This window comes from Alcaligenes sp. GW821-FHT11D07, from assembly GCF_058808495.1.
Genome location: NZ_JBXART010000003.1, coordinates 482461 through 495821 on the forward strand (window position 1 = coordinate 482461; position 13361 = coordinate 495821).

Consider the following 13361-nt stretch of genomic DNA (forward strand, 5'->3'; position numbering starts at 1 on the left):
TTGTTTGATACTTAATGCAAGGCTGATAAACGCAATCTCAATGGCATCAAGGGGTAAGCTTATTTTGTAACATTGCAGCGCAGCAATTTTACAACACACCCCTCGTTTTATTGACTACTGAGAAAATTAGCGATGCTTGAACTCGGGCTTGCGCTTCTCAACGAAGGCACGCATGCCTTCTTTCTGGTCGTCCGTGGCGAACAGACCGTGAAAGTTACGGCGCTCAAACAGCAGGCCTTCTTCCAGAGAGGACTCAAATGCACGGTTCACGCACTCCTTGGCCATCAACACCGACGGCAAAGACATGCTGGCAATGATCGTCGCGGCGTCCAGAGCCTCTTCAAGCAGCTTATCGGCAGGCACCACACGGGATACCAGGCCGGAGCGCTCGGCTTCTTCGGCATTCATCATGCGAGAGGTCAAGATCAGATCCATGGCCTTGGCTTTACCCACGGCGCGCGGCAAACGCTGCGTGCCGCCAAAACCCGGGATCACGCCCAGCTTGATTTCTGGCTGACCAAAACGTGCGGAATCAGCAGCAATGATGATGTCGCACAACATGGCCAATTCACACCCACCGCCCAAGGCATACCCGGCAACCGCCGCGATGATGGGCTTGCGGAAACGACGCAGCTCTTCCCACTGGCCGCCCAGATAATCCTGGGAGCTGACATCGTGGTAGTTCCAGTCTTTCATGGCGCCGATATCGGCGCCGGCCGCAAAGGCTTTTTCGTTACCGGTCAGCACGATGCAACCAATCTCGTTGTCGGCATCGTATTTCTTTAACAGGGCATACAACTCGGCGATCAGCTCGTTATTGAGCGCATTCAAAGCCTTGGGCCGATTTAATGTCAATAAAGCAACACGACCATGCACCTCTGCTTTGACTAAGGGTTCGTTCATGCTGACTCCCAGAAAAATTAAATAGAATAGGGGAATGGAACCTACACCCGTACTTTACCGCGCCGAGCCAGCTGATCTTGCCGGCCACCGCCTGACTGTCCAGATACAGATCACTTCCCCCCAAACAGATGGCCAGATTCTTAGCCTTCCGGCCTGGATTCCTGGCAGCTACCTGATCCGCGATTTCTCGCGTCAGATCGAGAGCATAGCCGCCTTCTGCAATGAGCAACCGGTTTCCATCCGCAAACTGGACAACCACCGCTGGCAGTGCGAACCCTGCCAGGGACCGTTGAGTGTGCAGTATCAGGTCTATGCCTGGGACTTGTCCGTACGCGGCGCCCACATCGATCAGACCCACGCGTTTTTCAACGGCACCAGCGCCTTTCTGGCCGTTGAAGGCCAGACCGAGCAGCCTTGCCTGCTGGAGTTGATCTCTAACGAAGAAATCGAAGATTGGCAGATCTACACCAGCCTGCCTGAAGCCACTGGCTTGCCCGGTGCGGCAGAGCGTTATGGCTTTGGCCTGTACCGCGCCAGCAATTACGACGAGCTGATCGACCACCCGATTGAAATGGGCACTCCACAGGTCATCAGCTTCTTTGCACACGGCGCTGAGCACGAACTGGTCTTTACCGGTCGTGTACCGAATTTGGACTTGCCACGTATCGCTCGCGATGTAGAAAAAATCTGCGCCGAACAAATCGCGTTTTTTGAACCCGAAACCCGCCGTGCTCCATTTCTGGATTGCAGCTCGCGCTATGTCTTTATGACCATGGTCACCGAAGATGGCTATGGCGGGCTGGAGCATCGTGCCTCTACCGCCTTGGTCGCCTCGCGCCAAGATTTGCCCACCCAAGGCCAAGATAAATCAGTCAAGAGTGCCGGCTATCAAACCTTTCTGGGTCTGGTCAGCCACGAATACTTCCACACCTGGAACGTCAAACGCATCAAGCCAGCCGCCTTTGCCCCCTATGATTTAAGCCGTGAGAACCACACTCGCTTGCTGTGGGTGTTTGAAGGCTTCACCTCGTACTACGACGACTTGATGTTGCTGCGCTCCGGCGTGCTGGACGAGCCCTCCTACCTGAAACTGCTGGCCAAGAACATCAACGCCGTTCAACGTGGCCCCGGCCGCTTCAAGCAGTCCACCGCACAAAGCTCTTTCGACGCCTGGACCCGCTACTACAAGCAGGACGAGAACTCGCCTAACGCGCTGGTCAGCTACTACAGCAAAGGCGCCTTAATCGCGCTGGGGTTGGATCTGTGCATCCGCACGCACACACAGCAAGCCAAGGGCCTGGACGATGTAATGCTCTTGATGTGGGAGCGCTATGGCCGCAACTTCTACCAAGGCAATCCCCAAGGGATTCCAGAAGAGGCCATGCCCGCCTTGATTCTGGAAGCAACGGGCTATGACGCCACGGACTTCATCGCCCGTTACGTTGAAGGGTGTGAAGACCTGCCTTTGAAGCCCTGGTTGGCTGAACAAGGACTGAAGCTGGAGTGGCAAACCTCTTCCAAGCTGCCCAGCCTGAATGCACGTCTGCGCCAAAATGCAGGCCAGTGCCTATTGGCAACGGTCTTTACCGATGGCGCAGCACATCAGGCTGGCTTGTCCGCGGGTGATGCTCTGGTTGCCATTGACGGGCTGCGTGTTAGTGACACCGCTAGCCTGGAGCATTTGCTGGCCGCATACGAACCCGGGCAGACGGTTCAAGTCCACGCCTTCCGCCGCGATGAACTACACTGCTTCACGCTGCAGTTAGCGCGCCCCGCCCTGGACGAATGCGTATTGAGCCGCCCGTCCTGACCTTCTTCACAGGCCCGCCCCATCGGGTGGGCCTGACATCTTGCTTTTGCCATGACTACTCGCCGTATATTCATCAACAATCTGGTGGTTCAAGCCTCGATTGGCATGCTGGACCACGAATTGGTTCACCGCCAGCCTTTGCATATTGATGCAGAGTTCGACACTCCCATCACGCAAGACGTGCAGGACAAGGATATTGGCACTGTGCTGGACTATCGGCTGCTGCGCGAGGCCTTGATCGAGGTCAGCACCACGGAACACACTAATCTGCTGGAAACGCTGGTCGAGCGCTTGGCCGAGCGTATTCAGAACCAATTTCCGACCATAGAACGCGTTAAAATCCGGGCCAGCAAACCCGAAGCCTTTGCCGACTGCGACTGTGTCGGCATTGAAATCGAGCGCTACCGCTAAAGCACCGGCTGCGCCCATGGCGCCGCTGCGATGACACCTTTACCTGCTTTTCCTTATGTCCCAAGACACCAGCACCCTACCCGCCTCCGAATCCGATACGCCCGTGTTTGCCACCAAGGCCGAACGCAAACAACGCGTCCATGACAACAAGCTGAGCAAGCGCATCATGCGTGAAGTGGGCCGTGCCATCGGCGACTTCAACATGATCGAGGACGGCGACAAGGTCATGGTCTGCCTGTCCGGCGGCAAGGACTCCTACGGCCTGTTGGACGTGCTGATGACCATGCAAAAACGCGCCCCGATCAAGTTCGACATTGTTGCCGTCAACCTGGATCAAAAGCAGCCTGGTTTCCCGGACCACATCCTGCCCGAATATCTGGAAAAGCTGGGTGTGCCCTATCACATCGAAACCCAGGACACCTATTCAGTGGTGACACGCGTCATCGCTGAAGGCAAAACCATGTGTTCGCTGTGCTCGCGCCTGCGTCGTGGCATTTTGTACCGGGTCGCCAAAGAGCTGGGCGCTACCAAAATTGCGCTGGGCCACCATCGCGACGACATCCTGGCCACCTTCTTTCTGAACCTGTTTTATGGCGGTCGAATGAAGGGTATGCCGCCCAAACTGATGTCGGACAATGGTGAACATATCGTGATCCGCCCCTTGGCCTATGTGCCAGAAAAGGATTTGATCGCGTACGCCAAGCTCAAAGAATTCCCCATCATTCCCTGTAATTTGTGCGGCTCGCAGGAAAATCTGAAGCGCCAGGAAATCAACCGCATGATTGCTGACTGGGACAAGAAATTCCCGCACCGTTCCTGGAACGTCTTTGGCGCACTGACCCGTGTGGTGCCTTCGCACCTGATGGACCCTAAACTACACAATTTTGCGGAATTAAAAGTTACCGGCCAAGCTGACCCCGAAGGGGATAAGGGCTTTGACCAGGACTACTTTGACGACCATCTGCCAGAAGCCCTCCTAGCAGCCGGTTTGGGAGAAGACGAGCCCCCTGCCCCACGCCAGGACGCGTTTACAGCCGCTCAACCCGCTACCGCTGGCGAACAGCAAATTGTTTTCATGAGCAAGCGCCGATCTGGTCAATAAACTGCGATACGCCGTTGATGGTAGGCAGCGAACAGGCTTGAACGCAGGCTGATGCTCACACAGTGAATATTGCTTCACCGTAAAAGCAGTTCAAACAGACAATAAAAAAACCCGATGTGTGAGCATCGGGTTTTTTCATCTAGGCAACAGGCCTGCACCATAACTTAACTAGGTTTCTGCGACCCATCCCAGCGTTCGCCCGGAACCTGAATATCAAACAGTTCCAGAACCCGCATTACCGTGTGATCGACAATATCGTCGATGCTCTTGGGACGCAGGTAGAAAGCGGGCATAGGCGGGAAAATAATCCCACCCATTTCCGTGACTGCCGTCATATTGCGCAGATGCGCCAGATTGAACGGCGTCTCGCGCACCATCATCACCAAACGGCGACGCTCCTTTAAGGTAACGTCGGCCGCCCGTGTGATCAGGTTATCGGACAGACCGTGCGCGACCGCTGCCAAGGTGCGCATCGAGCACGGCACCACCACCATACCGGCTGTAGGAAAGCTACCACTGGCCAGCGTCGCGCCTACATCACGGAAACTGTACACCTGGTCGGCCAGAGCCTGGATATCGTGTCGTCCGATATCCAGCTCGTATTTAATGTTCAACACCCCGGAAGGCGAGATCACCAAATGGGTTTCCACGTCCGGACAGGATTGCAGCACTTGCAGCAAACGTACGGTGTAGACCGCTCCGGTGGCCCCGGTCATACCAATGACCAGGCGTCGCTTGGTGCTCACTCCAGAGCCCCAGCCTCGCGCAACATGGTTTCCAGTTCGCCGTTTTCGTACATTTCGGACACGATATCCGAACCACCGACGAATTCACCCTTGATGTACAGCTGAGGGATAGTAGGCCACGTGGAAAAATCCTTGATGCCCTGACGCACTTCAGCGTCGTCCAGCACGTTGACCACAACCACTTGGCTTAGGCCAACAGCGCGCAGGATTTGCACTGTACGAGCGGAGAAACCGCACTGAGGTGCCTGGGCAGTGCCCTTCATAAACAGCACAACGGGGTTTTCCGTAACCGTTTCGCGGATGAAATCTTGAACTTCACTCATGACGTTCTCTTAAGAAAAGAATTAACATTGACCACCTGTGACCCGCCGGATTCCTGCCAGATCTTCATAACTGACAACCTGCTTGAATCCTGCCTGCCGCAGCATATTTTGCACATGGTCGGCCTGATCCCAGCCGTGCTCCATGAGAAGACTAGCACCAGGGCGTAAATACGGCCCGGCTCCCTGAACTATTGTACGCAAATCCGTCAAGCCGTCAGAACCGTCTGTTAGCGCCTGACGCGGCTCGAACCGCACATCACCCTGATCCAGATGCTCATCATCCACAGCAATGTATGGAGGGTTGGACACGATCAGGTCAAAAGGTTCCTGGCCAGCCAAAGCATCGTACCAACTCCCCAGGCAAAACTCGACTTTCCCACACAAACGCTGAGCATTTAAGCCAGCCTGCGCCAACACCAGGGTACTGATATCGCTGGCCACCACCTGGGCATCAGGACGCGCCAAAGCAAGGGAAACGGCAATCGCACCACTGCCACAGCCCATATCCAGAATGCGGGGAGACTGGATATGTTCCACACGTTCCAGGGCGCGCTCGACCAGTGTTTCGGTATCGGGACGGGGAATCAAAACGGACGGCGACACCAAAAATTCGTGCCCCATGAACTCACGTACACCCACAATGTACGCCATCGGCTCACCTGCCAGTCGGCGGGCCTCCAAAGCCAGGTAAGCCTGAATTTTGTTCAGCGGCAGCTCGTCCGTATCGTGCGCGATCAGCCAGGTGCGGCCAACACCCAGCACCTGCATCCAGAGCATGTCGCGCTCCAGACGGGGCAAAGCGCTTAACGGCTGCAAGGCCCGCAAAGTACGCGGCAAGTCGGCAGACGCCAGGGCTACAGGCTGCACGTGCTCACCGGATAAGCTCATGCTCACGCCTGCGCCAGATCAGCCAGCAGACCTGCCTGATGCTCGGACAACAAGGCCTTGATCAGCTCGTCCAGATCACCATCCATGATGTAGGCCAGCTTGTACAAAGTCAGGTTGATGCGGTGGTCTGTCATGCGACCCTGCGGAAAGTTATAAGTCCGAATGCGCTCGGAACGGTCGCCCGTACCCACCAGGCTTTTACGCTCCGCCGCTTCCTTATCGGATTGCTCGCGCTGTTGCTTGTCCTTAAGGCGAGCCGCCAAGACCTGCAAAGCCTTTTCGCGGTTACGGTGCTGGGAGCGGTCATCCTGGCACTCCACCACCAAACCTGTTGGTAAGTGGGTCAAGCGAACCGCAGAATCTGTTTTGTTCACGTGCTGACCACCCGCACCACTGGCGCGGAAGGTGTCTACGCGCAAATCGGCAGGGTTGATGACAATCTCAGTCAAGCCCTCGGCTTCGGGCAACACCGCTACGGTACATGTGGAGGTATGGATGCGCCCTTGCGCTTCCGTCTCGGGCACACGCTGCACTCGATGCGCACCGGACTCAAACTTCAATCGGCCATAAACATCCTGCCCTTCGATACGCACGATGACTTCTTTGTAGCCACCCACTTCCGAATCACTGGCAGACATGATTTCCGTACGCCAGCCGCAGTTTTCTGCATAACGCGTGTACATGCGCAGCAAATCCCCGGCGAACAAGGCGCTCTCATCGCCACCGGCACCAGCACGAATTTCAATAAAGACGTTACGGGTATCGTCCGGATCACGCGGCAAGAGCAGAATCTGCAGATCATCTTCCAGCTGAGCAATGCGCTCTTTACCCAGCTTGTATTCTTCCTCGCCCATTTCTTTCAATTCAGGGTCGGACATCATGTCTTGGGCAGCTTGCAAATCACCTTCGGCGGCCTCGTAGGCTTTGAAGGCTGTCACAACGGGATCAAGCTCGGCACGCTCGCGCGACATTTTGCGAAATTCGTCCATATTTCCGGCAATTTCAGGCTCGGCAAGCATGGCGTCAACTTCATGCAGACGGCGAGCCAATTGCTCAAGCCGACTGCGCATAGAGTCTTTCATAGGGAACAGCCTAAAGGGAAAATCAGAGGGTCTGGGTGCAGTTCATGGCCATCAGGCTGCACCGCAGAGAGGCGGTGAACAGACAGAAGCCCAGACGCTAACGCCGACGTGTGGTCGAGGGCAGTAAACGAGGCAATAAATTCAGCAGTTGCTCGCGCTCGGAACCTTCGCTGCGCGTCAATTCGGCCATAGGGCCGTGCATGTATTTCTGAGTCAGGCCATAGGCCAGCATTTCAATCACTTCGGCTGGATCGTCGCCACGGGCCAGCATGCGGCGCGCACGTTCCAGCTCGTGCTGACGGACTTTTTCAACCGACTGCTGCACATCCATGATGGCCGGCACAATCGCACGGGTGCTAAGCCAGTGCATGTAGTGCTGCACCTGGGTGTCGATAATAGCCTCGGCCTGAACCACGGCGGCTTGACGCGCATCGGCGCCGCGCTGCACAAAGCGCCCCAGATCGTCGACGGTGTACAGATACACGTCATCCAGGCGGCCTACTTCGGTTTCAATATCACGTGGCACAGCCAGATCGACCATGACCACAGGGCGGTGGCGGCGCGAGCGCACAGCACGTTCCACCATACCCAGACCCAAAATGGGCAAAGTACTGGCCGTACAGGACACCACCACATCAAAATCAGCCAGACGCTCCGGTACATCAGCCAGCTTCATGGTGCTGGCCATAAAGCGGGACGCCAAAGTTTCAGCCCGTTCCTGGGTCCGGTTGGCGACCACGATGCTACAGGGGTTCACGGCAGCAAAGTGTGTGGCGCACAGCTCGATCATTTCGCCTGCGCCAATGAACAGCACCTTGGCCTGGCTTAGATCGCCAAACACACGCTCAGCCAAACGAACAGCCGCTGCCGCCATTGATACCGAATGGGCACCAATTGCAGTTTGCGTTCGAACTTCCTTGGCAACCGAGAACGTGCGCTGAAACAGTTGGTGCAATAACGTACCCAGCGAACCGGCCTCTGTGGCGGCACGCACGGCATCTTTCATTTGCCCCAGAATTTGGGGTTCGCCCAGCACCATCGAATCCAGACCACTGGCCACACGAAACGCGTGACGCACAGCCTCGTTCTGGTTGTAGCGATACAAGTGAGGGGTCAGCTCAGCAGAGCGCAGGCTATTGAAGTCTGCCATCCATTCGGGCAGGCGTTCAGCCACGTGCGGCTCGGCCGCACAGTAAATCTCTGTGCGGTTACAGGTAGACAGAATGGCCGCTTCCCGCACACCAGTGCCAAAGGTGGCACGCAAAGTGTCCAGCGCAGGCTTTAACACATCGATCGGAAACGCAACGCGCTCGCGCACGGCAACCGGCGCGGACACATGATTCAGACCGAAGGTTAGAACATCTACAGACATGAGCAGTACAGGCTATAGCCCCGAAAAGACCAATACAGGCGACCTTGCCTTAGCAAAGCGCATGAAACTAAAGTGATTTTACGCCGCAAGCGGTGGTTTTGCCAAAAATGTTACTTGAATTGCCTTTTTGTGATTACAATTGCTCTCCTTTATGCAGCCAACTTTTCGCTGAGAAGGGCCTGCCCCTAGGGACACGACCTATTTGAAGTCGAAAAGATGCATAAAATTTTTGTTGTTCTATGCGCACAAATAAAAAAACGTGGTATAGTTCTATTTTTACCGAGCAGTACATGATGGCCTGGTAGCTCAGTCGGTAGAGCAGAGGATTGAAAATCCTTGTGTCGGTGGTTCGATTCCGCCCCAGGCCACCAACCAAATTCAAACAAAAAGCCCAGTCAAACGACTGGGCTTTTTGTTTTCTGCTCTAGCTTGATGACTACAAGCTAGAGCAGCAAGACTTATACGTAGGCAGATTCATGGCGCTTCAGCCCCAAGGTTCAAAGCGTCAAGCCAGCAATAGTAAGAGCTAAGCCACCCTCCCTACGCTTCGCACCCTTTTAGCTGCGCTGATACTGCAAGCAACGTCCCTTGTAAGACATTTCCTTGCCCTCGGGCGACATGATGGGTCTGTCCCCCAAGCACACTTGCTGCACAAGCTCGAAACCATAGCGTGCCATTTCCTGGGTGAATTTACTGCGATGCCCACGATCCGGATCAACCATCCAGACCTCGGCCCGCTCTTTGGCTCGCACATTCACCAAGTCCGCCAATTGCGCGGGGGTGCTGCGTTCATAAAGCAAATCGCTGCCCACGATCATGTCATAACGTTGATGGGCAGCACTCAAGCCTAAAGACAGCAACAACTCGGGACTGGACTGTGCGCCCCACTGTGCGTGAACATACGGCAAGTCCGACAAGCCATTCAAGGCCTGATTCAGCTTCAAGAAATGGGGAACCATAGGGTGACAATCGCTGGCGTGAATCTGCACGCCGCGCTTATGCATCAACAAGCTAGTCAGGCCTAAGCCACATCCCAACTCCAAAATGATTTCACCTGCCCGGACAGGGCGGTTTTTCAGCTTGCGCGCCAACTGAATGCTGGAAGGCCAAACCAGGCCAAATAAAGGCCACACAGCTGGATCTATCCCCAGCGCCTGTGCATGCCCCAATGGATCTGCATACTGCATATGATCGGCCAAAGAACGAATATGCAAAGATTCTTTGGGGGAGATTCGTATATGCTGAAGACGCGTTTTCAGCGTAGAAGAACTGGATGAGGTAGAACCATTTAAGTCAGACATAATCCGATGATCGGCTATATCCAGACAAAAAGCGAATTTTATTGAATTTTGCAGTGGTTTAAACTAAAGATGGCAAAAATTAAACGAATTTCGAATTTCCGCTTCATAAGGATGGCTATTGTTCAAAGACCTGATTGACGACCTGAACGACCACTCTATCGTGGAACCCGACATCTTTCTGGACGTCCCCTTCGTCCCCAGTGATGACCTGGTTATCGACACCATGTTGCAACTGGCCGGCGCCGGACACAAAGACGTGCTGTATGACTTGGGCTGCGGCGATGGCCGCATTGTCATCACGGCTGCCAAAAAATATCGCTGCACCAGCATCGGTGTGGAATTGGACCCGCTACGCATTGCAGACGCCATGGAGCAAGCCGGCCAGGCAGGCGTAGAGTATCTGGTGGATTTTGTCGAAGAGGATCTGTTCACTGCAGATTTCAGCCAAGCCAGTATCGTCACGCTCTACTTGATGGACACCATTAACGCGATACTGCGCCCCCGGCTATTGCAAGAACTGCGTCCAGGCGCCCGCATTGTGTCGCACGCCTTTGATATGGGTGACTGGCAGGCAGATGAGATTCTGTATGTGGGCGGCATCAAAATCTACAAATGGATTGTGCCTGCCCAGGTTGCGGGCGAATGGGAATGGGAAGGGCTGGACGGAACGGCTTATAGGCTGGAACTCAAGCAGCGCTATCAAAATGTTCGCGGAAAGATCTGGATGAATGACAAACCCGCCTTGATCGATAGCATCGACCTGTCCGGTGGCAGTCTGGAACTGGGCGTACAAGCGACAGAATCATCGCCGCTAATTTGGTCCACTTTGTATTTTGACCACCAAGAACTGCTCTCCGTAGAAGAGGCTGCCTGAAGACCTCAGGCAGCCTCTTTAGAAAGTCATGCCCTGGCAAACTGCCAGGGCGAATGATTTAGAACTGGTATTTCATCGTCAGCATGATCTTTTGCGGCGCACCATAAAAGCCCTGCGAATCCGACACCAAATCTACATACTTCTTGTCGAACAAATTATTCACATTCAGCTGAGCCGACAAACTAGGCGAGAAGCGGTAGTTGGCCATCACATTGGCCAATAAAACAGAACCTTGCTCACGGCGAGCCTCTACATTTGGGGCCACCGTTCTATCCACATACACGTGACTACGCCACTGCAGGCCACCACCTACGGACAATTTGCCTTCGGTGCCCGGCACCACATAAGACGTCTGCAAATGAGCTAAGTTCTGTGGACGGAAGGGCTGAAACGCTCCACCCTCGGCATTGCGCACCAAAGTGCGGCTAAAGCCCGCCGATACCTGCCAGCCTGGCTGAATTTCACCGGACGCTTGCAACTCAAAACCTTCACTGGTGATGCCTTTGGCCCCACGATAGGCAAAGTCTGGGGAGCCGGGTACGGTTTTGTCACCATCCTTCTCTGCCACATTATCTTGCTCGATACGGAACAAGGCGACCGACGTGTTGAGCCTGCCCTCAAAGTGCTCAGCTTTCAGACCTAACTCGTAGCTCTTGCCTTGTACCGGGTCCAGGTAACCACCACTGGCATCCCGATAGGACTGCGGCTGGAAGATATCGGTATAGCTGGCGTAGGCCGTGTAGTTCTCATTAATGTCATACAACAAGCCCGCATAGGGCGTAAACACATGATGATTCATGGTGTCGTTACCCGCTATGCGCTTCCAATTGGTTTGTCGGCCACCCACAATCAGTTTCAGCGAATCACTTAGCGACAAGCGCAGTGCCCCATAGACTGCATTCTGGCGGGTTTCCTGCTCTCCCAATGCCTGAAAGTCTCCCCATGCGGGCTCTGGATAAGAACCATCCCATTGGTAGATATTACCGACCGGCGTATTGCCTAGCGGCGCGTGATTGCCAAAGCTATAAAAGGCTTTGCTGCCCATCAGCCCAACAAAGGCCTCATGCTCCTGACCGAAGGCCTGAAACGGGCCAGACAACTCCAGCGAACCGCTGTTCTGGTCGAACTCTTGGTGCGAGTTATTCAACAGGCTGCTCATCCCTAGCCCGGTGACGGGGTCAGGATGTCCCATCAAATAAATCAGCTTGGAATCGTATTTGCTTTCCAGCCGGCTCACAGTGGCCTTCAAGGACCAGCCGTTCGCAAAGCGATGATCCAGACCGGCATAAAAAGTATTGCTGGTGGTGTCCCAGCGGGTCCAGTCCGCACCGATGCTGAACGAACGACGCCAATCCAGATCTTGCCCCTTGTTATCCAGAGTAGGCAGCCCGCCCCAAGTCACGCCCGTAGGACGTTTAGCCTGATGCTCTACACCCACACGGAAGGTTGTGTCAGGCGTCAGATCAGCCTCTGCCGTCGCCAACCAGGCGCGATTGCGGGTGTGGTAGCGGTCGATATAAGAATCACGCTCTTCCATCATCCCGGCCACGCGTGCCCGTACGGTGCCGTCCTTATTCAGCGGCGTAGAAAGATCAATTGTGGCGCGGTGGTGATCCCAAGAGCCAATGCCCACCGACGCCGAGCCCGTGAACACATCACTGCTGGCACGCTTGCGCACCATATTGACCGAAGCACCGGGGTTGCCAGCACCGGTCATCAAGCCGGTAGCGCCACGCACGATCTCAATACGGTCGTACAGAATAGGGTCGAAATTAGAGGTTCCAAAAAAGTCGTTTTTTGTCTCAATCGATACCCCATCGTATTGATAGTTATCGACGTAGAATCCGCGCGAGTAAATGTCCGTACGGTCAACATCCGACATCGTGGAGGCAATCCCCGTCACGGTGCGGAAGGTGTCACCCAAGGTGGTCAGATTCATGTCATCGATCTGCTGTCGGGTCACAACACTGACGGACTGCGGAGTCTCGCGAGGTGACAGCCGCAAACCTGTTGCAGCTGCTGTCGCCTGCACGGCGTAAGAACCCGAGCCCTCTGTAGACAAAGTACGACCCACTACGCGTACCGGTGCCAATTGAGTCGTATCCCCCTGCTGCGGGCGCGACAAGGACACATTACTGCCCTTGCGACGGAACTCCAGACCCGAGCCTGCCAGCAAACGGCTCAATGCCTGATCGGCCGTCAAACTACCGGCCACATTGGGGGCACTCATGCCTTTGACCAGCTCAGGCAGATAGAAAATCTGCAATCCTGCCTGCGCCCCCAGCTTTTCCAGCGCTGCATCTAAAGGCTGGGCGGCAATACTGATCGCAACCGGCGCTTCTTGCGCCTGAACACTGGGTGCGTGCAAGCCAAAGGCAAGAAACAAAGAGAAGGCGAGCGTATTTAGGCCAATCAAAGTTGTGCCTCGGCGCGTCGAGGCGGTGGAGATAGCGTGCTTGTCCAGCATGAATGGAGTTCCAAAAAATTAGTACGCGCAGGTGCGCAGATGCCCTTGGCCAAGGCTCAAAAAGGCCTTATTCCAGCGCTGG

Annotated in this window: 12 protein-coding genes and 1 tRNA gene; 5 read left to right on the plus strand and 8 right to left on the minus strand. The window is 55.1% G+C overall.

Going from position 1 to position 13361, the window contains the following annotated elements; genetic code table 11:
• Window positions 1–126: 126 nt before the first annotated feature.
• Window positions 127–903, minus strand: a complete 777-nt coding sequence (locus tag AC1RSM_RS15245; RefSeq protein WP_492933390.1) for an enoyl-CoA hydratase — start codon at window positions 901–903, stop codon at window positions 127–129.
• Window positions 904–937: 34 nt separating this feature from the next.
• Between AC1RSM_RS15245 and AC1RSM_RS15250 the strand changes: the two genes are divergently transcribed.
• From AC1RSM_RS15250 to ttcA, 3 genes are read left to right on the plus strand one after another with little or no spacing between them, the layout of a single operon-like run.
• Complete coding sequence (locus tag AC1RSM_RS15250; RefSeq protein ID WP_492933391.1) at window positions 938–2713, plus strand: M61 family metallopeptidase; 1776 nt, start codon at window positions 938–940, stop codon at window positions 2711–2713.
• A 51-nt stretch (window positions 2714–2764) separates the two neighbouring features.
• Entirely contained in the window at window positions 2765–3124 is a 360-nt protein-coding gene (gene folB / locus AC1RSM_RS15255) for a dihydroneopterin aldolase (protein ID WP_492933392.1), read from the plus strand.
• A 55-nt stretch (window positions 3125–3179) separates the two neighbouring features.
• The gene (gene ttcA / locus AC1RSM_RS15260; RefSeq protein WP_492933393.1) at window positions 3180–4226 is read left to right on the plus strand and encodes a tRNA 2-thiocytidine(32) synthetase TtcA; all 1047 of its coding nucleotides are present in this window, start codon (window positions 3180–3182) and stop codon (window positions 4224–4226) included.
• A gap of 164 nt (window positions 4227–4390) precedes the next feature.
• Here ttcA and AC1RSM_RS15265 read toward each other — a convergent pair whose 3' ends face one another.
• The 5 genes from AC1RSM_RS15265 to hemA form a co-directional block, all read right to left on the minus strand.
• Window positions 4391–4972: a UbiX family flavin prenyltransferase gene (locus tag AC1RSM_RS15265; protein ID WP_189392619.1), complete on the minus strand. Its 582-nt coding sequence runs from the start codon at window positions 4970–4972 to the stop codon at window positions 4391–4393.
• Window positions 4969–5295 (minus strand): Grx4 family monothiol glutaredoxin, encoded by a 327-nt coding sequence (grxD, locus tag AC1RSM_RS15270; protein WP_492933394.1) that lies wholly within the window; start codon window positions 5293–5295, stop codon window positions 4969–4971. Before grxD ends, AC1RSM_RS15265 begins: the two co-directional genes overlap by 4 nt.
• Before the next feature lie 21 nt (window positions 5296–5316).
• Window positions 5317–6183: a peptide chain release factor N(5)-glutamine methyltransferase gene (gene prmC / locus AC1RSM_RS15275; RefSeq protein ID WP_492933395.1), complete on the minus strand. Its 867-nt coding sequence runs from the start codon at window positions 6181–6183 to the stop codon at window positions 5317–5319.
• 2 nt (window positions 6184–6185) lie between these two features.
• Window positions 6186–7265, minus strand: a complete 1080-nt coding sequence (gene prfA / locus AC1RSM_RS15280; RefSeq protein WP_492933396.1) for a peptide chain release factor 1 — start codon at window positions 7263–7265, stop codon at window positions 6186–6188.
• A 97-nt stretch (window positions 7266–7362) separates the two neighbouring features.
• Window positions 7363–8637 (minus strand): glutamyl-tRNA reductase, encoded by a 1275-nt coding sequence (gene hemA, locus AC1RSM_RS15285; RefSeq protein WP_492933397.1) that lies wholly within the window; start codon window positions 8635–8637, stop codon window positions 7363–7365.
• Window positions 8638–8932: 295 nt separating this feature from the next.
• On the opposite strand from hemA, the gene AC1RSM_RS15290 reads away from it, so the two are divergent.
• Window positions 8933–9008 (plus strand) — tRNA-Phe (locus tag AC1RSM_RS15290).
• A 186-nt stretch (window positions 9009–9194) separates the two neighbouring features.
• Here the strand turns inward: AC1RSM_RS15290 and AC1RSM_RS15295 are convergent.
• Complete coding sequence (locus AC1RSM_RS15295) at window positions 9195–9938, minus strand: class I SAM-dependent methyltransferase (RefSeq protein ID WP_492933398.1); 744 nt, start codon at window positions 9936–9938, stop codon at window positions 9195–9197.
• Between the two features lie 118 nt (window positions 9939–10056).
• Here AC1RSM_RS15295 and AC1RSM_RS15300 point away from each other — a divergent pair, with 118 nt between their 5' ends.
• Complete coding sequence (locus AC1RSM_RS15300) at window positions 10057–10812, plus strand: class I SAM-dependent methyltransferase (RefSeq protein ID WP_492933400.1); 756 nt, start codon at window positions 10057–10059, stop codon at window positions 10810–10812.
• Between the two features lie 58 nt (window positions 10813–10870).
• On the opposite strand, the gene AC1RSM_RS15305 is transcribed toward AC1RSM_RS15300, so the two are convergent.
• Window positions 10871–13279: a TonB-dependent siderophore receptor gene (locus AC1RSM_RS15305; protein WP_492933401.1), complete on the minus strand. Its 2409-nt coding sequence runs from the start codon at window positions 13277–13279 to the stop codon at window positions 10871–10873.
• Window positions 13280–13361 lie beyond the last annotated feature (82 nt).

What these genes read in the sequence shown, in the direction of transcription:
- folB (WP_492933392.1), top strand. Translation starts at nt 2,765, where the DNA reads ATGACTACTCGCCGTATATTCATCAACAATCTGGTGGTTCAAGCCTCG.
- AC1RSM_RS15245 (WP_492933390.1), bottom strand. Translation starts at nt 903, where the DNA reads ATGAACGAACCCTTAGTCAAAGCAGAGGTGCATGGTCGTGTTGCTTTA.
- ttcA (WP_492933393.1), top strand. Translation starts at nt 3,180, where the DNA reads ATGTCCCAAGACACCAGCACCCTACCCGCCTCCGAATCCGATACGCCC.
- AC1RSM_RS15305 (WP_492933401.1), bottom strand. Translation starts at nt 13,279, where the DNA reads ATGCTGGACAAGCACGCTATCTCCACCGCCTCGACGCGCCGAGGCACA.
- prmC (WP_492933395.1), bottom strand. Translation starts at nt 6,183, where the DNA reads ATGAGCTTATCCGGTGAGCACGTGCAGCCTGTAGCCCTGGCGTCTGCC.
- AC1RSM_RS15295 (WP_492933398.1), bottom strand. Translation starts at nt 9,938, where the DNA reads ATGTCTGACTTAAATGGTTCTACCTCATCCAGTTCTTCTACGCTGAAA.
- AC1RSM_RS15250 (WP_492933391.1), top strand. Translation starts at nt 938, where the DNA reads ATGGAACCTACACCCGTACTTTACCGCGCCGAGCCAGCTGATCTTGCC.
- grxD (WP_492933394.1), bottom strand. Translation starts at nt 5,295, where the DNA reads ATGAGTGAAGTTCAAGATTTCATCCGCGAAACGGTTACGGAAAACCCC.
- hemA (WP_492933397.1), bottom strand. Translation starts at nt 8,637, where the DNA reads ATGTCTGTAGATGTTCTAACCTTCGGTCTGAATCATGTGTCCGCGCCG.
- prfA (WP_492933396.1), bottom strand. Translation starts at nt 7,265, where the DNA reads ATGAAAGACTCTATGCGCAGTCGGCTTGAGCAATTGGCTCGCCGTCTG.